General features: G+C 45.9%; 21 protein-coding genes, 2 pseudogenes and 1 riboswitch. Of the genes and pseudogenes, 16 read left to right on the plus strand and 7 right to left on the minus strand.

What is annotated here, in order from left to right; all coding sequences use genetic code 11:
• Positions 1 to 87: 87 nt before the first annotated feature.
• From M1E03_RS09925 to M1E03_RS09975, 11 genes and pseudogenes are all read left to right on the plus strand, one after another.
• The gene (locus M1E03_RS09925; RefSeq protein ID WP_039072799.1) at positions 88 to 1,590 is read left to right on the plus strand and encodes a carboxypeptidase M32; all 1,503 of its coding nucleotides are present in this window, start codon (positions 88 to 90) and stop codon (positions 1,588 to 1,590) included.
• Positions 1,591 to 1,728: 138 nt separating this feature from the next.
• Positions 1,729 to 1,828: riboswitch (purine riboswitch) on the plus strand.
• Between the two features lie 117 nt (positions 1,829 to 1,945).
• Entirely contained in the window at positions 1,946 to 2,530 is a 585-nt protein-coding gene (gene xpt, locus M1E03_RS09930; protein WP_229129008.1) for a xanthine phosphoribosyltransferase, read from the plus strand.
• Positions 2,527 to 3,843: a nucleobase:cation symporter-2 family protein gene (locus tag M1E03_RS09935; protein ID WP_458110762.1), complete on the plus strand. Its 1,317-nt coding sequence runs from the start codon at positions 2,527 to 2,529 to the stop codon at positions 3,841 to 3,843. The genes xpt and M1E03_RS09935 overlap by 4 nt, the downstream gene beginning before the upstream one ends.
• Positions 3,844 to 3,916: 73 nt before the next feature.
• Positions 3,917 to 4,468, plus strand: coding sequence for a GNAT family N-acetyltransferase (locus M1E03_RS09940; protein ID WP_020451901.1), 552 nt, complete (start codon positions 3,917 to 3,919; stop codon positions 4,466 to 4,468).
• Positions 4,469 to 4,509: 41 nt separating this feature from the next.
• Positions 4,510 to 5,608, plus strand: a pseudogene (locus tag M1E03_RS09945) (type III polyketide synthase).
• 7 nt (positions 5,609 to 5,615) lie between these two features.
• Positions 5,616 to 6,120: pseudogene (locus M1E03_RS09950) on the plus strand (isoprenylcysteine carboxyl methyltransferase family protein).
• Between the two features lie 63 nt (positions 6,121 to 6,183).
• On the plus strand, positions 6,184 to 6,279 hold the full coding sequence (gene fbpC / locus M1E03_RS09955; protein WP_003182857.1) for a Fur-regulated basic protein FbpC: 96 nt from the start codon (positions 6,184 to 6,186) through the stop codon (positions 6,277 to 6,279).
• A 143-nt stretch (positions 6,280 to 6,422) separates the two neighbouring features.
• Positions 6,423 to 9,986, plus strand: coding sequence for a dynamin family protein (locus tag M1E03_RS09960; protein WP_458110763.1), 3,564 nt, complete (start codon positions 6,423 to 6,425; stop codon positions 9,984 to 9,986).
• Between the two features lie 74 nt (positions 9,987 to 10,060).
• Entirely contained in the window at positions 10,061 to 10,330 is a 270-nt protein-coding gene (locus M1E03_RS09965) for a YpbS family protein (RefSeq protein WP_023857403.1), read from the plus strand.
• Positions 10,331 to 10,409: 79 nt separating this feature from the next.
• Positions 10,410 to 10,559: a hypothetical protein gene (locus tag M1E03_RS09970; protein WP_003182852.1), complete on the plus strand. Its 150-nt coding sequence runs from the start codon at positions 10,410 to 10,412 to the stop codon at positions 10,557 to 10,559.
• 84 nt (positions 10,560 to 10,643) lie between these two features.
• Positions 10,644 to 11,531 (plus strand): 5'-3' exonuclease, encoded by an 888-nt coding sequence (locus tag M1E03_RS09975; RefSeq protein WP_020451896.1) that lies wholly within the window; start codon positions 10,644 to 10,646, stop codon positions 11,529 to 11,531.
• A gap of 9 nt (positions 11,532 to 11,540) precedes the next feature.
• Here M1E03_RS09975 and sspL read toward each other — a convergent pair whose 3' ends face one another.
• From sspL to M1E03_RS09990, 3 genes are read right to left on the minus strand one after another with little or no spacing between them, the layout of a single operon-like run.
• Positions 11,541 to 11,687: a small, acid-soluble spore protein L gene (sspL, locus tag M1E03_RS09980; protein ID WP_003182847.1), complete on the minus strand. Its 147-nt coding sequence runs from the start codon at positions 11,685 to 11,687 to the stop codon at positions 11,541 to 11,543.
• Between the two features lie 42 nt (positions 11,688 to 11,729).
• The gene (locus M1E03_RS09985) at positions 11,730 to 12,128 is read right to left on the minus strand and encodes a reverse transcriptase-like protein (RefSeq protein WP_020451895.1); all 399 of its coding nucleotides are present in this window, start codon (positions 12,126 to 12,128) and stop codon (positions 11,730 to 11,732) included.
• Positions 12,118 to 12,819 carry a queuosine precursor transporter gene (locus tag M1E03_RS09990; RefSeq protein ID WP_023857402.1) on the minus strand — a complete coding sequence of 234 codons (702 nt, stop codon included), beginning with the start codon at positions 12,817 to 12,819 and terminating at the stop codon, positions 12,118 to 12,120. Before M1E03_RS09990 ends, M1E03_RS09985 begins: the two co-directional genes overlap by 11 nt.
• A 75-nt stretch (positions 12,820 to 12,894) precedes the next feature.
• On the opposite strand from M1E03_RS09990, the gene M1E03_RS09995 reads away from it, so the two are divergent.
• Entirely contained in the window at positions 12,895 to 13,554 is a 660-nt protein-coding gene (locus M1E03_RS09995) for a reverse transcriptase-like protein (RefSeq protein WP_020451893.1), read from the plus strand.
• 14 nt (positions 13,555 to 13,568) lie between these two features.
• Positions 13,569 to 13,754: a zinc-finger domain-containing protein gene (locus M1E03_RS10000; protein ID WP_003182841.1), complete on the plus strand. Its 186-nt coding sequence runs from the start codon at positions 13,569 to 13,571 to the stop codon at positions 13,752 to 13,754.
• Positions 13,755 to 13,813: 59 nt separating this feature from the next.
• On the opposite strand, the gene M1E03_RS10005 is transcribed toward M1E03_RS10000, so the two are convergent.
• Entirely contained in the window at positions 13,814 to 14,080 is a 267-nt protein-coding gene (locus M1E03_RS10005) for a DUF2564 family protein (protein WP_020451892.1), read from the minus strand.
• Between the two features lie 160 nt (positions 14,081 to 14,240).
• Between M1E03_RS10005 and M1E03_RS10010 the strand changes: the two genes are divergently transcribed.
• Positions 14,241 to 14,423 (plus strand): hypothetical protein, encoded by a 183-nt coding sequence (locus M1E03_RS10010; protein WP_003182837.1) that lies wholly within the window; start codon positions 14,241 to 14,243, stop codon positions 14,421 to 14,423.
• A gap of 54 nt (positions 14,424 to 14,477) precedes the next feature.
• Here M1E03_RS10010 and cspD read toward each other — a convergent pair whose 3' ends face one another.
• Positions 14,478 to 14,678 carry a cold-shock protein CspD gene (gene cspD / locus M1E03_RS10015; RefSeq protein ID WP_003230776.1) on the minus strand — a complete coding sequence of 67 codons (201 nt, stop codon included), beginning with the start codon at positions 14,676 to 14,678 and terminating at the stop codon, positions 14,478 to 14,480.
• Between the two features lie 284 nt (positions 14,679 to 14,962).
• Here cspD and M1E03_RS10020 point away from each other — a divergent pair, with 284 nt between their 5' ends.
• On the plus strand, positions 14,963 to 15,652 hold the full coding sequence (locus M1E03_RS10020; RefSeq protein WP_020451891.1) for an AIM24 family protein: 690 nt from the start codon (positions 14,963 to 14,965) through the stop codon (positions 15,650 to 15,652).
• A gap of 54 nt (positions 15,653 to 15,706) precedes the next feature.
• Here the strand turns inward: M1E03_RS10020 and M1E03_RS10025 are convergent, their stop codons facing one another.
• A complete protein-coding gene (locus M1E03_RS10025; RefSeq protein WP_020451890.1) occupies positions 15,707 to 16,858 on the minus strand; it encodes a diglucosyl diacylglycerol synthase in 1,152 nt (383 codons plus the stop codon).
• Positions 16,859 to 17,127: 269 nt separating this feature from the next.
• Positions 17,128 to 18,036, minus strand: a complete 909-nt coding sequence (gene metA / locus M1E03_RS10030; protein ID WP_020451889.1) for a homoserine O-acetyltransferase MetA — start codon at positions 18,034 to 18,036, stop codon at positions 17,128 to 17,130.
• A gap of 151 nt (positions 18,037 to 18,187) precedes the next feature.
• On the opposite strand from metA, the gene M1E03_RS10035 reads away from it, so the two are divergent.
• Positions 18,188 to 19,867 (plus strand): formate--tetrahydrofolate ligase, encoded by a 1,680-nt coding sequence (locus M1E03_RS10035; protein WP_105981366.1) that lies wholly within the window; start codon positions 18,188 to 18,190, stop codon positions 19,865 to 19,867.
• Positions 19,868 to 19,881: the final 14 nt, after the last annotated feature.

Here is a 19,881-nt window from a genome sequence, read left to right on the forward strand (position 1 = left end):
TTTTGGTTGCATAAAAGTTGACTTTCGTAAATATTTCCATTAGTCTGATTACAATTCGCATCATATAAGGGAAGAGGAGGATGAATGATGTCGATCAATACATATGAAAAAGAGTTTTTAGAAACATTAAAGAAAATCAGCCGGTATGAGCAGGCGATTAACGTGATGTATTGGGATATGAGGACGGGCGCGCCGAGAAAAGGCGAAGAAAGCCGCGCCGAAGCGATCGGACAATTGTCGGCAGACGTCTTTCAAATGAGAACGTCCCCGCGGATGAAGGAGCTTTTGGATGCCCTTGCCGAGCAAAAACAGGATCTGCCTGCCGATACACAGAAAGCGGTTGAGGAAGCGAAAAAAGAATACGATTTAAACAGCAAGATTCCGGAAGAGGAGTTCAAAGAATATACGACGCTGACATCCAAAGCGGAATCCGTCTGGGAAAAAGCGAAAAAGGCGTCCGATTTTTCTCTCTTTGCTCCGTATTTAGAAAAAATCATCGACTATAAAAAACGGTTTATCTCGTACTGGGGATATGAAGGCCACCCCTATAACACCCTTCTGGACCAATACGAACCAGGCGTTACAGTCGAAAAGCTCGACGGCCTTTTTTCTGAATTGCGGGAGGCGATCGTTCCGCTTGTACAAAAGATTGCCGCCAGTGATCAAAAGCCTGATACGGGCTTTGTGCACGAACGTTTTCCAAAAGAGCGGCAGCGCGATGTATGCCACTTTTTCTTAAAAGAACTGGGCTATGATTTTGAGGCGGGGCGCCTGGATGAGACGGTTCATCCTTTCCAGGTGACGATCAGTCAAGGGGATGCCCGGGTGACCACAGCATATAATGAAAACGATTTTCGCTCGGCCGTTTTCGGAACGATTCATGAATGCGGCCATGCCATTTATGAACAGAACATTGATGAAGCGCTGGGCGGAACCAATTTAGCAGACGGCGCATCAATGGGGATACATGAATCCCAATCCCTTTTCTATGAGAACTTTATCGGCAGACATCAAGGTTTTTGGAAGCGGTATTTTGAGAAAATAAAAGAAGCAAGTCCTGACCAGTTTGCAGGCGTTACTGCCGAAGGGTTCTACAGGGCCGTTAATGAATCAAAGCCGTCGCTGATTCGGATTGAGGCTGATGAGCTGACATATCCGCTGCATATTATGATTCGCTACGAAATTGAAAAAGCGATTTTCAGCGGTGAAGTATCGGTCGGAGACCTTCCGAAACTATGGAATGACAAATATGAAGCATATCTGGGCATTACGCCTCCTGACGATGCTAAAGGAATTCTGCAGGATGTCCATTGGTCCGGCGGCGATTTCGGTTATTTCCCTTCATATGCGCTCGGATATATGTATGCGGCTCAACTGAAATCAAGCATGCTGAAAGATTTTCCGGAGTTTGACCGCATGATTGAAAACGGCGAATTTGAACCGATCAGAAAGTGGCTGACAGAGCACGTTCACATCCACGGCAAAAGAAAAAAACCGTTGGACATCATCAAGTCTGCGACAGGCGAAGAATTAAACGTCCGTCATTTAATCCGCTACCTGAAAGAAAAATATACAACACTCTATTTGTAAAAAAGAAATCCCTCCCGTGAGCCCGGGAGGGATTTTTGGATCAGAATTTTCTGTTAAATACGAACATTAAACTGAAAAAAATGTGTGCAGTTCGTCTTTTTTGTTTTATCCCTTTTCAACCGGATCGAAAGTTGATATAATTTGATACATTATATCACTCATATAATCGCGTGGATATGGCACGCAAGTTTCTACCGGACACCGTAAATGTCCGACTATGAGTGGGCGCTAAGAAAACGAACGTCTTTTAGTGAAACAGACGGAATTCGTCTTTTTAAGCATTGCCCGCTCGCATTCAAAATCCGAGCGGACAATGCTTTTTTTATGAAGGGCAATTGATGAACGGAGGGGTTTAATGGAAAAGCTAAAACGAAAAATTGCAGAGCATAGCACGGTGTTGTCTGACGAAGTGCTGAAAGTTGATTCATTTTTAAATCATCAAATCGATCCGGAATTAATGCTTGCTGTGGGCGAAGAGTTTGCCTCGCTTTTCCGGGAGGAAGGCGTCACGAAGATTGTGACGATCGAATCCTCAGGCATCGCACCTGCCGTGATGGCAGGCTTGAAACTGGGCGTGCCGGTAGTATTTGCAAGAAAGCGTCAATCGCTTACCTTAACGGAAAATCTGTTGACGGCTTCTGTCTATTCATTTACAAAAAAAACGGAAAGTACGATTGCCGTATCAGCCAGCCATCTTTCAAAGGATGACAAAGTTCTGATCATCGACGATTTTTTGGCAAACGGACAAGCGGCGAAAGGGCTCGTTTCCATCATTGAACAGGCCGGCGCAAAGGTGTGCGGAATCGGGATTGTCATCGAAAAATCATTCCAGACGGGCAGGGAGGAGCTTGACAATCTTGGAATCAGAGTCGAATCCCTTGCGCGTATTGCATCTCTTGCCGATGGAAAAGTTACCTTTTTACAGGAGGTTGGGTCATGAAACTTACGGCCGGTAAAACCGTTTCATTAAGCATTCAGCACGTCCTGGCCATGTATGCAGGAGCCGTTGTCGTGCCGCTGATCGTCGGCGGCGCTCTCGGCTTGACGCCGGCTGAGCTCACATACCTTGTGTCTGCCGACATTTTGATGTGCGGTGTGGCGACACTGCTGCAAGTTTGGAAAAACCGCTTTTTCGGAATCGGTTTGCCTGTTGTATTGGGGTGTACGTTCACAGCCGTTTCACCGATGATTGCGATTGCTTCAAAATACGGTATTCCAGCGATCTATGGAAGCATCATAGCAGGCGGTGTGATTGTCGTTATCGTTTCTTTTTTCTTCGGAAAGCTTGTTAAGTTTTTCCCTCCCGTGGTCACAGGATCGGTCGTCACGGTGATCGGTATTACCTTGATTCCCGTTGCGATGAACAACATGGCCGGCGGTGAAGGCAGCAGCGATTTCGGTGAGCTGTCCAATCTTGCTTTAGCTTTTTCCGTTTTACTGGTCATCGTCCTTTTATATCGTTTTACAACAGGATTTATCAAATCCATTTCCATTTTAATCGGTTTAATTGCAGGAACAGCCGGCGCCGCTCTGATAGGAAAAGTTGATTTTACAGAAGTGGCAAACGCAGGCTGGGTGCAGATGATCCATCCGTTTTACTTCAGCACTCCCGTTTTTGAGATCACACCGATCTTGACGATGTCTCTCGTCCTGATCGTCAGCCTTGTCGAGTCTACAGGCGTCTACTTTGCATTGGGTGATTTGACGGACCGCCGGCTGACAGAAAAAGATTTGGCAAAAGGATACCGTGCCGAAGGGATTGCCGTGCTGTTGGGCGGGGTTTTCAACGCCTTCCCTTATACGGCCTACTCGCAAAACGTCGGTCTCGTCCAGCTGACAGGAGTTAAGAAAAACAGCGTGATCGCGCTCGCTGGAGCTTTTCTTATTCTGTTGGGGCTGTTTCCGAAAGCCGCTGCTTTAACGACGATCATTCCTAAACCTGTGCTCGGCGGCGCTATGGTCGCGATGTTCGGCATGGTGATCGCCTACGGGATCAAAATGCTGAGCCGGGTTGATTTCGGAAAGCAGGAGAACTTATTGATCGTAGCGTGTTCCATCGGACTCGGCCTAGGCGTGACGGTTGTACCGCAAATGTTTCAAAACCTTCCTGATGCCGTCAAGCTTTTGACAGAGAACGGAATTGTCGCGGGAAGCTTTACAGCCATTCTCTTGAATGCGATCTTTCATATCCATCCGTTTTCTCGTCATGCTGAACAGCCTGAAGCAGTTCCAACTGAAAAATCAGCCGTTTAAAACCTCACAGATTGTGAGGTTTTTTTGCATTGCGGATAAGCCATACTACCGGTATGAAGAGGAGGCGTAACGAATGGAAACTGTGAATGAGCTTGTCGAACGAATCAGCACGAAAGACGGCGGTGAAGCTGTCATCCGTCCCGTCAAAATGGCGGATGCCCCCGACATCATTGAAGCAGTAAAAGATGTGATTCAAACCGGTGTGTACATCCAAAAAGAACGGCCGCGCACACTTGAGGAAGAGCGGGCATTCATCAGCGATATGATGGAAAAGGATAACATGTATGCGGCGGTTGAAATCGATGGTGCGGTGTACGGAATTGCCCGGGTCATTCGCGGCGACCTCAAAATGAAGCGGCACACGGGGCTGTTCAGAACATGGCTTCACAGCAAAGCGCAAGGGCTTGGAATCGGCAGGGAAATCATGTCCTACACCCTCAACTGGTGCAGGTTGCATCGTCTGCATAAGCTCTGCCTGACCGTATTTTCTGCAAATAAAGCAGCGCTGTCGCTCTATGAGAAAAGCGGCTTTATCATTGAAGGGGTTCAAAAGGAGCAGGTTTTTGCGGACGGGAAATATGAAGATGAAGTGCTGATGGCCTATTTTTTCGAGAGGTCCACATAAGGCCGGGCGATTCGGGAGACGCTGTAAATAGAGGTGGTGTTATGGCCTACGTCATTTCGGCGGGGACAAGCCTTCCCCGCTGCCATGTTGACCAGAAGGAAGCGGCCGTTTTTGCGAGGGAGATGTTCAAAGATTCATTTAAAGACATTGACCGGCTGCTGTCAGCTTTCCAAAATGGAGAAATCGCTTCAAGACAATTTGTCATGCCTTTGGATTGGTATAAAGAATCCAGGAGCTTCAAGGAAAAAAATCAGGCGTACATTGAAATGGCTGTCAGACACAGTGCAGAAGCCGTTTCGAATTGCCTGTCAGACGAACGGTTTTTGAAAAAAGAAATCCCTTTCGAAAAAATTGAAGCGATTTTTTTTATATCTTCTACAGGCATCTCGACTCCCGGCATTGAAGCGAAGCTCATGAACATTCTGCCTTTTTCAAAACAGACGAAGCGGATTCCGATTTGGGGGCTCGGCTGTGCAGGAGGAGCTTCAGGTATAGCGCGGGCATTCGAATACTGCAAAGCGTTTCCAAAAGCCCATGTCCTTGTGATTGCGGCGGAGCTGTGCAGCTTAACGTTTCAAAAGGATGATCAATCGAAAAGCAACCTTATCGGCACATCTTTATTTGGCGATGGAATCGCCGCGCTCTTAATGTGCGGCAAGGAAGCGGATTTCTCATCAGCCAGATTGGAGGTTCTTCCGGAAGTAGTGAGCTCACAATCAGCCACCTTGGAAGATTCGGAAGATGTCATGGGCTGGGAAATCAATGACAACGGTTTCCGTGTCGTTTTTTTCCAGGGACATTCCGACATTAATCAAAACACATTTAAAGAACGATGTCGAAGCATTTCTCAATAGGGAACAACTCGCTTTGGAGAACATTCAAGTATTTCTTGCCCATCCTGGCGGAAAAAAAGTTCTCGACGCTTATATGGCAAGCCTCGGCTTTTCCGAAGCGCACATCGACTGTTCACGAAAAATTTTGGCCAGGCACGGCAATATGTCATCAGCCACTGTGATGCATGTTTTAAAAGAATATTGCCTGCATGGCAGTCCCATACCGGGAAAATACGGTCTCTTAGGGGCGCTCGGCCCGGGCTTTTCATCGGAGCTGCTGCTTTTGAAATGGACAAAAAGAGAGTGACTGACACATGTTTTGGACAATTTTAAGCATTTTTGCCGCCCAGCGCCTGCTTGAGCTGGCAGTCGCGAAGTTCAATGAAAAAAAACGCTCTGAAAGAGGGAGCGGTCGAATACGGGAGACGTCATTACCCTTATATCGTCGCGATGCATGTTTTGTTTTTCATATGTTTGATTTGGGAAACGATCGTTTTTCAACGCGGACCTCTTCCGATGGCGCTTGTCGTATTAACAGGCCTCATCTTCACTCAGGCCCTCCGGTATTGGGCGCTCTTTTCTCTGGGGAGATGCTGGAACACGAAAATCCTTGTCATCCCTGGAACGAACCTTGTCCGAAAGGGACCTTATCAATGGTTCAAACACCCGAACTATGTGGCGGTGGCTCTTGAATTTCTGCTTTTGCCCCTGCTTTTCCAGGCATACGCCACCGCACTTTTATTTACGGTGCTCAACGCTGCTGTCATGTACATCCGCATCCGCACGGAAGAACAGGCATTAGAAAAATTACACCATTGAAAATGATTATCATTTGATTTATAATGATGATAAACATTCTCATTATAGGATGGTGAGTCGCATATGACGATGTTTTTTTTGCTGGCGGCGGTCAGTACATACAGTTTATTGATTGGTTATGTCTTAAAAGGTATCGCAGGAGCGAATCCGCAAAAATAAATAAATACACGTGCTGAAGCTGCCGAAACAGGCAGCTTTTTCTCGTTTTTTCTTTCAGATTGTGAAGAAAAATACAGCAAGGTTGTGTAAAATGGGAGAAAGGGCTAAGATGGCAAACAACAACGCAAAAAGGGGTAGGAAACATGGCGCAAATAAACACGAAAGACGACCTGTTGAAAAGAGCCGGAGCGGTTTTCGGGGAGCTCAGGAAGAACGGGGATGACAAGCGGTCTGCGCAGCTTGCGGGAATCATCCGAAAATGGCTGAGAAAAGAAGTGTATATTGCGTTAACCGGACATTATTCAGCAGGAAAATCATCGCTATTGAACGCGCTGCTTCAGGAAGACGTCCTGCCGACAAGTCCGATACCGACGAGCGCCAATCTTGTGCTGGTCCGCCGGGGGGAAATGAAAACAACACTCCATACGATCGATGGAAGATACGCCCGGATGGATGGCTCTTATGATAAAGAAAAAGTGCAGGCGTACTGCAGGGACGGCAGCCAGATTGAAATGGTGGAAATCGAGGGGCCATTTTCAGGAATCGCGCCTCAGGCCGTCTTAATTGACACGCCCGGAATTGATTCGACGGACGATGCCCATTTTTTATCGGCGTCTTCGATACTTCACCAGGCGGATGCCTTGTTTTATGTCGTGCATTATAATCATGTCCATTCCGAAGAAAATGTGAAATTTCTTCGATCAATAAAAGATCAGATACCCAATATTTTTTTCATCGTGAACCAGATTGACCGTCATGACGAAGCAGAAACAGGCTTCCATGCCTATAAAAAGCAAGTGCTTGATATGCTGCAGAAAGAAGGGATCGATGAAGATCATCTCTTTTTTACATCGGTCACCGAAGCCGGTCATCCGCTGAACGAATTCACCCGGCTTCGCGCTGTGCTGGAAAGGTTGCAGCATCAATCCGAACAGCAGCTAAAGGCATATACGGAGCAAAAAATCAGCAGCCTGATTTATGAACATATCAAAATGCTGATCAGTGACGAAGACACGGCTCTGTCTGAAGAAACCGCTTCCTTAAGAGAAAAAGTCGAGTCTGTAAAAGCACGGCTTGCCGATTTGATAGAACAGGAAAAACGGGCGGAGGAACAAATCAAAAAAGACATTCATACAATTGCCCAAAACGCAAACTTAACGCCGTTTGAGATGAGAGAACTGGCCAAATCGTATTTGGAATCTATCGAAAAAGGCTTTAAAAAAGGCTTTCTTTTCAGCAAGGCCAAAACGCTTGAAGAAAAACAAAAACGAAAAGAAGTGTTTCTTGCCGACGTTCAAAAAAGGGTTCAAGCCGAAATCGACTGGCATGTCATTGAAGCAATCAAGGCTTTCATGAACCGCTTTAACGTCCAGAGTGATGAACTGCTTCGGGACGTTCTTCAATTTCGGACAGAGGTAGATGAAAATGAACTGCTTCGTTCCCAGAAAAAAGGGGCTGAGCTTACACCGGAATATGTGCTGAACTATACGAAAGAACTGGCTGAAAACATCAGAAGAAAGGCAAAAAGACAAGCGCAGCCGCTTATCGATCAGCTCAAAACATTCATCAAAGAAAGAAGCGGCCTGCAGGCGGAAGCGATGAAAGTCGAATATGAAGCGGAACAGGCGAAGCTCGCCGAGCTCGAAAGCCGGTTGATCGAACAGCAGAAGTCATATGAAAAAGCAAACCGTCTCTGGGATCAATGGGAACACGGCGATCAGAGCGAGCTGCCAGCGAATTGGTATGCCGAAGAAAAAAAGCCCCTTGAAAAACCGCTTGATGCCCGACGAGCGGAACCGGTCCGTGTGCAAGGGGAAAACAGCAGCCGTAAAGACGATGTGCTCCATCCGAAAAAGGGCGTTTCTGAGTACATTGAGCACTTTTTCGACTTGGCCCGGTTTTTGGCGGATATTCCTGCTTTGGAAAAGCAGCGAAAAGCATTCTTGGACAAAACGGAACGCCTTCATACAAGGCAGTTTACCCTGGCGCTCTTCGGCGCATTCAGTTCCGGCAAATCGTCTTTTGCAAATGCGCTCTGCGGGCGGAAAGTGCTGCCGTCATCTCCGACGCCGACAACGGCAACGATTAATAAAATAACAAAACCGTCGGGAACCAAAAGGAACGGGACGGCTGAAGTCGTTTTTAAAACGGAAGAGGAAATCAGAGCGGAACTGGATCAGCTATTGGAGGGGAAAATGGCTGCGGCAAAAGGCTCCGCTTTTGGCGAAAAACTTGGAAAACTTTTGAAAAAAGGAGACCTGGATGATGATGAACGGCTGCTGATCAAGAACTTCCTCAAAGCTTATGAGCGTTATGGTTCATATATCAACGATCGGGAAATCCTGACGATTTCCGCTGAAGATCTGCATCCGTATGTCGCTGAAGAACAAACGGCCTGCGCCGTCCGTGAAGTCACCGTTTATTTGAGCACACCGGTCACGGAGAAAGGAATTACGATCGTCGATACACCGGGTGCCAGCAGCATGAATAAGCGGCATACTGAGCTTGCGTTTCAATACATGAAAGATGCCGATGCTCTGCTTTACTTAACATACTACCAGCATGCATTTTCCAAAGCGGACCGGTCGTTTTTGCGCAAGCTCGGACTCATTAAAGACGCTTTCAGCATGGATAAAATGTTTTTTATTTTAAATGCGGCAGACCTCGCGGAAAACCCGGCCGAATTACAGACGGTTGAAGACTATGTTAGGGGAGAGCTCTTGAAAGAAGGCATTCAAAACCCGCATCTGTATCACGTATCGAGCAAACAGGAGCTCAGCAAAAAAGCTTCGCCGAATAACGATTTCAGCAGATTAAAGCGGGAGCTCGACGATTTTATCGAAAATGGTCTAGCCAGAACAGCTGTCGAAGAGCTGCTTGATGAAGGCAAAAAACTGTGTGAAACCGTCTTTCAGCTCCGCCGTTCACTGCACCGTTCCGCTGAAGAAAAGGAAGCGGAGCAAAAGCGGATCGCCAAAGCTTATCAAGCGGCTTTAGCTGTCATTGAAGAAGCAGAAAAGGGATCATCAATCCTTCAAATGACCGAAAAGGATGTGGAAGAGCAATTTTACCACATGAGGCAGCGCCTGGCCTTTTATGCACACGATTTATTTAAAGCTGCAATCCATCCAGGGCTTCAGAACGGAGATTGGCGCGCCAATCTGCAAACCGCTTTGAAAAGCTGCTTAAAGGAGTATGAATTCGAATTTTTGCAGGAACTAAAAGCGCTTGATATCAGAATGGAAAACATCATGCTCAAGTATGCCGGCGAACAGTGGGCAAATGCCGTAAAAGAGCGGCTTGCCGATAATCCTTATTTTGCGGTTCATATCACAGCTGACCGCCCTGAGACCGGCAGCTGGGAAACAGCTGCAGCGTCAGCGGATGAAGGGGAATTTGCAGATGAACTGAAAATGTTCAAAACGCCTAAAGCGTTTTTTCAGCAAAATGGCAAAGCCCGGCTTGTCGAGGCGTTTACTGCAAAGCTTTTGGCTATCACGGACGAATGGATTCAACGTGAAAAGCGGACATGTTTAAAGCGCTGCAAAACGAGCGCCGGACAATTACAGAAAGCGGCTGTTCTGTCCGCAAAAGCTCAACTCGAAGAACAAAAAGAAGCGTACTTTCATGAGCCGTTGGAAAGCGCAGAGCGTGAAAACATTGAAAAAGCGCATAACTTGGCAGGCCAATGGCTCCGCTCAAGTTAAATCAGATTGATATTGGTATGGATATCTGGCCGGCAGACATGATAGACTGAATAAAAAAAGAAGGGAATTAGATGATGACAAACGTTCATGAAGCCATTACAGCACATTCCAAAAAACAGCACCAGCACATCAAGCAGTTCGTGCGTCTCGAACAGGAGAGGGAAAAAGCGATCGATGAAGCGGTTGATAAGTGCCGGCGAAATGAAGCATTTTCAACCGGCCTCATCAACCAAATTACCATGCAAATGAACGAATTGGCCAAAAAAGGCATCGTTCCCACGAGACGGCTCGTCTCGAAAGAAATGGTCGCCGAATACGTCAGCCGAAAATATCCGCAGGCCTAGCTGGTGAATCCTTCCGCGTGTGGCGTCATGTTTTTTTGCAAAACATAAACCATGACACGCCCGCTGGAGGTGAAGTGTAATGGGAAGAACAAAGCTTGGCAACGCGAATGCACAGCGAAACAACAACGCTAAAAAGAAGAACGGCTTTAATACTGAATTTGCGACTGAATCCTATTCGCAAATGGAAGCCGCCAAATTAATTTCTAGCAAAAAACAGCACCAAAAATAGAAACAGCGTCGATTGACGCTGTTTTCATCATTTTTGCTCCTGTGGTACAATAAGTGCATTGTATGATGAAAGGAAGTTTCCATAATGAACAAGAAGCTGCTGCTTGTAGACGGGATGGCTTTATTATTCCGGTCTTTTTTTGCGACTGCGGTGCACCGCAATTTTATGCTGAATGACAAAGGGGTGCCGACAAACGGGGTTCACGGCTTTTTAAAGCATCTGTTAACCGCGGTGTCTGCGTTTGAACCGAGTCATGTCGTCTGCTGCTGGGACATGGGAAGCAAAACGTACCGCAACGATTTATTTAAGGACTATAAAGCGAATCGCGGCGAGCCGCCTCTAGAATTGATACCGCAATTTGACATGGCAAAGGAAGCGGCGGAAGAGCTCGGGATTTTAAATATCGGCATTGCGGGCTATGAAGCCGATGACTGCATCGGCACGCTGTCAGCGATGTTCAGCGAAGAAGCGGAGATCACGATCGTCACCGGTGATAAAGATTTGCTTCAGCTTTTAACAGTCAATGTTAAAGTCGCCCTGCTACAAAAGGGAATCGGCAATTATAAAGTATACACGGAAGAATCATTCAGTGAAGAGACCGGTGTCGAGCCGAAGGCTTTGATTGACATCAAAGCGCTGATGGGTGATACAAGCGATAACTACCCGGGTGTAAAAGGCATCGGCGAAAAGACGGCCTACAAACTGATTAAGGAATATTCGACTGTTGACCGGCTGCTGGAAAACATCGGACAGCTGACAAAGGGTCAGCAGACGAAAATAACCGAATGTCTTGAAGACCTGAAGCTGTCCAGAATCCTTGCAGAAATCAAATGCGATGTACCGCTTTCCTGCTCATTGGACGACGCAGACTTCACCTTGATGCATGACAGGGCGAAAGCGATGCTGAGACTTCATCAAATACGGGGAATCGAACCGCTGCTGGTGAAATTCGAAAAAAGAGAGATCGGATAACCGATCTCTCTAATGTTTTGTATTGCTTTTTTTCGCCCGGTTTTCAAGCTCGGTTTTTGGGTCTGTATGCCGGTTATCCCGGTTTAATACAATATCTCCCTGGGGCGTGACACCGCCTGTCAGGCGGCCTCTTCCTGCTGAATGCTGTTTTTCCACATGAACCACCTCACTCGTTATGATGTGCAGCGGGAATGGATTTTACTCGGGGTGGTTCAGCAATATCGCCTTTTTCGCAAGCTTGTCAGCCGCCTGGTTAGACTTCGAAGGAATCCACTTGATAAAAAATAAATCAAAATCGTTTTTTAAGCGGATGATTTCATCCAGATAAGGCTTAAATGCCTGATTTTTGACAAACTCCAAATCCGCCGTGCGCTCGACGATCTGCGAATCGGTCCGAAACGAAACGATCCGGTAGTTTCGTTCGGCGCACAGCTTCATTCCTTCGATCAGCGCCTTGAATTCCGCTTCATGATTGCTCAGTAAGCCGGCGGGAAGGGAGAAGGACTCGGTCTTCTGACCGTCTTTGATGAAAATGCCAAGTCCGGACGGTCCGGGATCACCCGCGCTTGCTCCGTCGATATAGACCTCAATCGGCATTGTTTCCGCTCCTTTCATCCAAAGGGGTGATTCTTTTAGCGGCATAAGCGTACGGCGCTGCGAAAACGGCGACAACGAATTTCAAGACATATGTCGTGATGAAAATCTGAATCCAGACATTCAGCGGATAAGCGCCCATAAATGCGACGCTTGTAAAAATCAATGTATCGAGCAGCTGGCTTAGGGCTGTGCTGCCGCTGTTGCGAAGCCACAGTGCCCGATCGGAAGGAAATAACCTTCTGATTCCCGAATATACATAAACATCAAGCGTTTGGCTGATGATATAGGCGAGCAGGCTGCCGAGCGCCACACGGGGCAAGAAGCCGAATATCGTCTCCAGCGCAGGCTGTGCAATGTCTTCCGGATGCGGCTTGAACAGAAGCGCTCCCTGCATGACGAGCGTCAAAGCAATCAGAATGAAAAAACCGATTGAAACGGCTTTTTTCGCTTCTTCCTTTCCGTATCTTTCATTGATGACGTCAGTCGCAAAAAATACGCTTCCGTACAGGATGTTGCCGAGTGTCGCGGTCAACCCGAACAGCTCGACCGTTTTGACCACCTCGATATTGGCGGCGGCTGTCGCAAAACCGATCCAGACAAATAAACCGGTTTTGCCAAATCGTTTAAAAAAGAAGAGAACAATGATAAAATTAATGATCGCAAAACTAATCCATAATATTTCGTTAAACAAGAACGGGTACTTCCTTTCTGAATAAACTGTTTTGATTATAGCATAACAAGCCATAATTTGAATAAAGGTGATTTTGTGAAACTGAGAGCAGGTATGAAAATCAAGATTAAAGGGTCTTCACCAATTCCTTTTACAGCTGATGAATGGATCGAGATGAAAGAGGCAGTGGCGGCTGGGCGTCAGCTTTCTCAAAGTCCGTATGTCACTGAACTTGAGTTTGAAGATGAGAAGGGCAGCTTTTGGACTCTGAAAGAGCTGGAAAAGCTGAAAGAAGAACTTGCGGCTGAACCGGATGAGATCACCGTCTATTTTGACGGCAGCTATGATAAAGAAAGTCAGCTCGCTGGTTTAGGCATTGTGATATATTACTCCCTCGGCGGGGACCGGTACCGATTGAGAAAGAACAAGAGCTTTCGGCTGACAACGAATAACGAGGCGGAATATGCGGCTCTCTCCGAAGCCGTTAAAGAGCTTAGAGACCTTGGGGCAAGCAGGAACTCCGTCGTCATAAAAGGGGATTCGCTCGTCGTGCTGAACCAGCTTGAAGGTAACTGGCCATGCTATGACCCCGTTCATTCGAAATGGCTGGACAGAATCGAGAGCCAGCTTCAAAAATTAAAGCTAACGCCCACCTATATTCAAATCAGCCGCAAAGACAACAAGGAAGCGGATCAGCTCGCAAAAAAAATGCTTGAGCATACCATTGTGGAAAGCCAAATCAAACTAGATGAATAACGGAGATGAACGTTTTGGATAAGAAAGAGATCTTTAAGGAACTCACACATTTGCAGGACACCTACTGTGAAGGGTGCTTCATTAAAAAACACTTCAGAAAAGAATACGGAAAAACGTATGCCCACGCATTTTGCATTTCAAAATGCACGGTCGGAGAAAAGCTCCGAACCTATGGAGACGTGCTGACAAACAAAAATTGATCCCCCCAATAAACCATCTTCCTTGGGCCGCGCTAAAAAAACCGCTGAACGCGGTTTTTTTAATGCTGTGATTCGTCAAGCTGGTGCTGGCAATCATTTAAGATGTTGAGCTGTTCGTTTAAGAAGTCTTCATCCAGTGCGGATAGTTCCTCAGCCTGTGACAGCTGTCTGGCGTCTTCGATGGATTGATACGCCGATTTCAGCAAAGTGGAGCTCTTTTGCCTCGTCGCCATTCCCGTCGTCTTTTGGGCGGTTTCTACAGCTATTTCAAGCTGCTTGCGCTGATTAAATCCCGTTACAAGATCATCGCGATGTTCTGAGTTCATGATCATACACCTCCGACAAGTATTTTTTCTAAAAAAGGCATTTTTATGTGTGAAATAGAAAAAATAAAGTAAAATTAATCCGATATAACTATTGAACCTAAAAAATATAAGTCTTTATTACTAATTTAGGTAATCATGAAAAAAAGGAGTCTGAGGAACAGTGGAAAGCAATGAACTGCAAACCGTTCTTCACAAGACATTTGTGGAGGTATATAAAGATCTTGAACAGCTCGTTGATATCGCGAAAAAGGGGCGTCCATCTCTCGAGAAGAACATTGAGGAAATCGAGCAAAGGTTGAAGCAAAATATACTGGCAATCGAAATTCAGCTGAAAATTAAATAGGAGAGGCAAAAAATGCCTCTCCTCTTATTTGAAGTCTCAATTGTCTTGATTTTGTTAAAGCTTTACAACGTTAGATGCTTGAGGTCCACGATTACCTTCAACAATCTCGAAAGAAACTTCTTGTCCTTCTTCTAGAGATTTGTATCCGTCACCTTCGATTGCAGTGAAATGAACGAATACATCGTCTCCGCCTTCAACTTCGATGAAGCCGAAGCCTTTTTCATTGTTAAACCATTTTACTTTACCGTTTTGCATATTGCTTAATCCTCCTAGTACTGTAGCACAATGTGCTAAAAAAAATTTTCATCATCTAACGGTGTTCTGCTAAATGATGGTTTCACTATACACTATCTATGGAGGCTTCGTCAAGCTGTCAAGAGAAAAAAATGAACTTTAATGCTTTTTTAAGGAATTTCTTTGAAATCGTTTTCAGTTTCTGGTTATTGATCATTATTTTTCGCAAAGCGGACGAAACATTTTAAGCGTCAGCCCGTATATAATAAAACCAATATCAGGAATGCGAAGAGGAGTGTTTATAGATGAACCGTTATTCGGTTGATGAGTTTGTATCCAAAACCCAGCAGGAAGACAAAGGGGAGGGGCTGTTTGAAATGGAAACACCCCGTCTCTTGGAAGTTAATCTCGATGGAAAAGTGTGGGCAAAGGCCGGTTCGATGGTTTCCTACAGGGGAAGAGTCAAATTTAAGCGTGAAGGGGTATTTGAACACGGAATTGGACGGATGGTGAAAAAAGTGTTCAGCGGAGAAGGGGCTGCACTGATGAAAGCGGAAGGAAACGGAAAGGTGTACCTCGCTGATCAAGGAAAGAAGATTTCCATCTTAAACTTGAAGGGGGACTCCATATTTGTGAACGGGCACGATCTGCTCGCATTTGAGCCGTCGATCCACTGGGACATCAAACTGATGAAAAGAATTTCCGGCATGCTGGCCGGCGGATTGTTTAACATTAAGCTTGAGGGAACTGGAATGGCTGCAATCACAAGCCATTACGAACCGCTCACTTTGATCGTAACCCCGGAAAGCCCAGTCTATACCGATCCAAACGCAACGGTTGCCTGGTCTGGAAGCCTTCAGCCTGAATTTGTGACAGATGTATCTTTTAAGACGTTCATCGGCAGGGGAAGCGGGGAATCGATCCAAATGAAGTTTTCAGGGAACGGGTTTGTCGTTGTGCAGCCGTTTGAAGAAGTTTATTACTCGGAATCTTAATATTAAACGAAAAAAAACACTTGCAAGGCAAGTGTTTTTTTGACTCGGGCTTTTTTAGGACAGCGCCCGGACAGTCTGTTTTTTGTTCATGATGATTTCAGACTGCTCGATAATGTCCGTCAGGATGACTTCTGATGAATTGGATAAATGCAAGTTTTTAATGTTTTTCTTCATTTCGTTTAACTTTTTCTCATCAGCCAAAAGGGAGGAGACTGATTCAAGAATTTCCTCATGCCTGTTGACGACGATGGCAGCTCCTCTGTCTTCGAAGAACAGGGCATTTTCCTTTTCCTGCCCGGGAACAGGCTTGTAAAGGATGACGGGAACGCCGATTGCCGTGGCCTCCGTCAGGGTAATTCCGCCCGGCTTTGTGATCATGCAGTCAGCCACCCTGAACAGCTCGTCAATTCTTTCGATATAACCGAGTGATTTCAGCTTGTTTGGATAAAGGGCTTCAATGTCTTCCAGTGAAGATTTCAGCATCGTATTTTTTCCGCACACCACGACGACTTGAACATCCTCTTTCGTCACCAGAGATTCACACAGTTCCTTTACGTTTTTAAGAACCCCGTGTGCGCCTGCCATGATCAGCAATATCTTCTTGTCGGGAGACAGCTGATACTTCTCGTAGATTTTATCTTTGTCCATTTCTTCTTCAAACTGCCTGCGGATCGGAATACCCGTGATCTTGACATTGCTCGGGTGAGTGCCGATTTCGAGCAGTTTTTCCTTCACATAATCAGTGGCTACGTAATATTTGTCAATGTGTTCGTGGACCCAAATTTTGTGAAGGCAGAAATCCGTCATGACGTTAAAGGTCGGAATGACTTTTCCCATTCTCCGTCTGTATTCGGGTACGACAATCATTGGAAACGTATTGATAATGATGTCTGGCTGATGTTTTTTAACCAGTTGGTCCAGCCGTTTATTTCCCATTTTGAAATAAATATTAAACTTTCTTTTATTGTAAATTTTATCGACCCCATAGTAGAAAAGGCGATAAAACTGTTTACCGATTGAAAAGCTTTTCAGGTAGAGATACTGTGTGATCTCTGACACAATCGGGTTTGATTCTTGATACAAATTCGAAACAGTTACATTCTTAAAACCGAGCCGTTCGCACTCTTGGTAGAGCGTTTTGGCTACTTGAACATGGCCATTTCCGTAATTTGCAGTCAAAATTAATATATTTTTATTGGTATTCAAGCATATTCACCTCAATTAATTCAAACAGCAAGAGCTAAAATGGTAAAAAAACAGGAGTCAATGTCCACACATACCATACCATAAATATTATTTTAATTATAAATGAAGAACAAAAATTAAGGTATTTTTAAAGTATGGATCGGCAGGAAAGCACTGGGTTCCTTATTATTCCTGCTTTCGCGGCCAAGCCGAACCCCCTTATGGAAGACTAACCCAACAGTATTTTAACACATTTTGAATGTCTTGCATCAGACCAGGGCATGAGAATTTCATTTCCACTCGTACGGTGTTTCCTGGTAAACGTAATAATTCAGCCAGTTCATGAACAAAAGAGTCGCGTGGGCTTTCCAGCGGTTTACAGGCGCCGCACCGTCCGGCCCATCTTTAAAATAATTCACCGGCGGATCAATGTCCATGTTTCTGGCCAAATCCCTTTCATACTCTTCTTTAAGAGTATCTGTATCATACTCAGGATGTCCAGTTAAAAAAACTTGTTTTTCATCTTTTGAAGCAATTAAACAGACGCCCGCTTCATCGGATACGCTGAGCACTTTTAAATGAGAAACGGCTTTTAGGTCATCCATATTTATATCTGTATGCCTTGAATGCGGGACATAGTAGAACTCTTCAAAGCCTCTGACCAGTCTTTCATTTTTCTCCATTATTCTGTGTTCGAAAACGCCAAATGTTTTTTTCGGCAGTTTGACTTTGCGAATTCCGTAATGATGATAAAGCCCCGCCTGCGCTCCCCAGCAGATGTGAAGCGTTGACGTGACATGCGTTTTGCTCCACTCTAAAATCTCCTGAAGTTCTTTCCAATAGGACACTTCCTCATACTCCAGGTGCTCGATCGGCGCGCCGGTAATGATCATGCCGTCAAATTTTCTGTTCCTGATCGAAGAAAAAGTTGTATAAAACTGTTCCAAATGCTGCCTTGGTGTATGTTTTGGCGTGTGTGTAGACGGTATTAAAAAAGTGAAATATACCTGTAAAGGAGAATTTCCGAGCATTCTGAGCAGCTGTGTCTCGGTCCTGATTTTCTGCGGCATCAGATTAAGAATCACAATATTTAAAGGTCTGATGTCCTGATGAAAAGCCCGTTTTTCATCCATGACAAAAATATTTTCACTTTCAAGAATCTGCTTCGCTGGCAAATTGATAGGTATGTTGATAGGCAACACGCCACCTCCGGTTTTCTCCGCTGATTTTTCTTCATTATAGGAACTTTTTGGCGATATTTCAATGTGTGAATTGTGTTACAATGAAAGAAGTGTGTGAAAAATATGGAAAATCATCGTGTGATGAACCAAAAGGAGGATCCTCTTGCAAATGAAATCCCATCTATCAGACATAGAAATCGCCCAAAGTACGGAATTAAAACCGATTGCCGAAATTGCACGGAAGCTCAATATAAATGACGATGAAATAGAGTGTTTTGGTTGCACAAAAGCGAAAATTTCTTTAAAAATTTTTGAGCGTTTAAAAGAAAAAAACGATGGACAGGTGATTTTGGTAACCTCCATCAACCCGACCCCGGCCGGCGAAGGGAAGTCGACTGTCACCGTCGGATTGAGCCAGGCGCTCTGGCAGATTGGCAAAAAATCGATCGTTGCACTGAGGGAACCTTCACTCGGTCCGACAATGGGACTGAAAGGCGGGGCTGCCGGAGGAGGATATTCCCAGGTTCTGCCGATGGAGGATATCAATCTTCACTTTACAGGAGATATGCATGCGATCACAGCTGCGAACAACGCTTTGGCGGCTTTTATAGACAATCATATTCATCAGGGAAACGAATTAAACATCGATATTAGAAAAATCGTCTGGAAAAGGACGCTTGACCTCAATGACAGGGCGCTGCGCGAAACCGTTGTCGGCTTAGGCGGAAAAGCGAACGGATTTCCCCGGGAAGACGGCTTTGACATTACTGTCGCATCGGAAATCATGGCCGTTTTATGCCTGGCCGGAGACTTGGCCGATTTAAAAAGACGTCTGGCAGCAATGATCGTTGCCTACACTGTTGACGGACAGCCGGTGACGGCCGGCATGCTCGGTGTTCAGGGAGCGCTCGCTCTCCTGTTAAAAGATGCCATCAAACCAAACCTTGTTCAGACTGTTGAAGGAACACCGGCGCTCGTCCACGGAGGCCCGTTTGCAAACATCGCACACGGGGCGAACAGTTTGATCGCGACTAAAACGGCGGCGAAACTGGCTGATTATGTCGTGACTGAAGCGGGATTTGGCGCGGATTTGGGTGCGGAAAAATTCATGCACATCAAAACGAGAGCCGGCGGGTTCACCCCGGGAGCGGTCGTGATCGTCGCCACCGTAAGAGCGCTGAAAATGCACGGCGGAATGCCTCTCGCCGATTTGAAGCAAAAAGACGTAAACGCATTAAAAAGCGGAATCGCAAACCTTGCCAAGCATATCGAAACGATAGACGCCTTCGGTCTTCCGTACGTTGTGGCCGTCAACAGGTTCGTACACGATGCGGAGGATGAGCTTGAGACGGTTCTTGGCTGGTGCAGGGACAACGGGCATCCGGCTGCACTGTGCAATGTTTGGGAAGAAGGCGGAAAAGGCGGGATTGACCTGGCAAGGGAAGTCATTCATGTCATGGAGCAAAAGGACAATCATTTTTCCTATTTATACGAATTAACCGACTCGATCGAAGACAAATTAGCCAAAATTTCCCGCACCGTTTATGGAGCCGAGGGGGTAGAGTTTACCGAAAAGGCGAAAAAGCAGCTGCTGGAATTGAAAAAGAACGGATTGGACGGGCTGCCAGTATGCGTGGCCAAAACTCAGTATTCTTTATCAGATGATCCGGAGAAAATTGGCAGGCCGAAAGGTTTCAGCATCACCGTCCGTGAATTAAAACCATCGAGGGGCGCGGGATTTATCGTCGCTTTAACTGGCAGCATTTTAACAATGCCCGGGCTGCCGAAACATCCTGCTGCACTTAAAATGGATGTCGGTGAAGACGGCAGGGCCAAAGGTTTATTCTAAAAAGGAGGGACCGT

It is taken from the genome of Bacillus sp. PK6-013 (assembly GCF_054161445.1).

What these genes read in the sequence shown, in the direction of transcription:
- M1E03_RS09925 (WP_039072799.1), top strand. Translation starts at nt 88, where the DNA reads ATGTCGATCAATACATATGAAAAAGAGTTTTTAGAAACATTAAAGAAA.
- xpt (WP_229129008.1), top strand. Translation starts at nt 1,946, where the DNA reads ATGGAAAAGCTAAAACGAAAAATTGCAGAGCATAGCACGGTGTTGTCT.
- M1E03_RS09935 (WP_458110762.1), top strand. Translation starts at nt 2,527, where the DNA reads ATGAAACTTACGGCCGGTAAAACCGTTTCATTAAGCATTCAGCACGTC.
- M1E03_RS09940 (WP_020451901.1), top strand. Translation starts at nt 3,917, where the DNA reads ATGGAAACTGTGAATGAGCTTGTCGAACGAATCAGCACGAAAGACGGC.
- fbpC (WP_003182857.1), top strand. Translation starts at nt 6,184, where the DNA reads ATGACGATGTTTTTTTTGCTGGCGGCGGTCAGTACATACAGTTTATTG.
- M1E03_RS09960 (WP_458110763.1), top strand. Translation starts at nt 6,423, where the DNA reads ATGGCGCAAATAAACACGAAAGACGACCTGTTGAAAAGAGCCGGAGCG.
- M1E03_RS09965 (WP_023857403.1), top strand. Translation starts at nt 10,061, where the DNA reads ATGACAAACGTTCATGAAGCCATTACAGCACATTCCAAAAAACAGCAC.
- M1E03_RS09970 (WP_003182852.1), top strand. Translation starts at nt 10,410, where the DNA reads ATGGGAAGAACAAAGCTTGGCAACGCGAATGCACAGCGAAACAACAAC.
- M1E03_RS09975 (WP_020451896.1), top strand. Translation starts at nt 10,644, where the DNA reads ATGAACAAGAAGCTGCTGCTTGTAGACGGGATGGCTTTATTATTCCGG.
- M1E03_RS09985 (WP_020451895.1), bottom strand. Translation starts at nt 12,128, where the DNA reads ATGCCGATTGAGGTCTATATCGACGGAGCAAGCGCGGGTGATCCCGGA.
- M1E03_RS10005 (WP_020451892.1), bottom strand. Translation starts at nt 14,080, where the DNA reads ATGAACTCAGAACATCGCGATGATCTTGTAACGGGATTTAATCAGCGC.
- cspD (WP_003230776.1), bottom strand. Translation starts at nt 14,678, where the DNA reads ATGCAAAACGGTAAAGTAAAATGGTTTAACAATGAAAAAGGCTTCGGC.
- M1E03_RS10020 (WP_020451891.1), top strand. Translation starts at nt 14,963, where the DNA reads ATGAACCGTTATTCGGTTGATGAGTTTGTATCCAAAACCCAGCAGGAA.
- M1E03_RS10035 (WP_105981366.1), top strand. Translation starts at nt 18,188, where the DNA reads ATGAAATCCCATCTATCAGACATAGAAATCGCCCAAAGTACGGAATTA.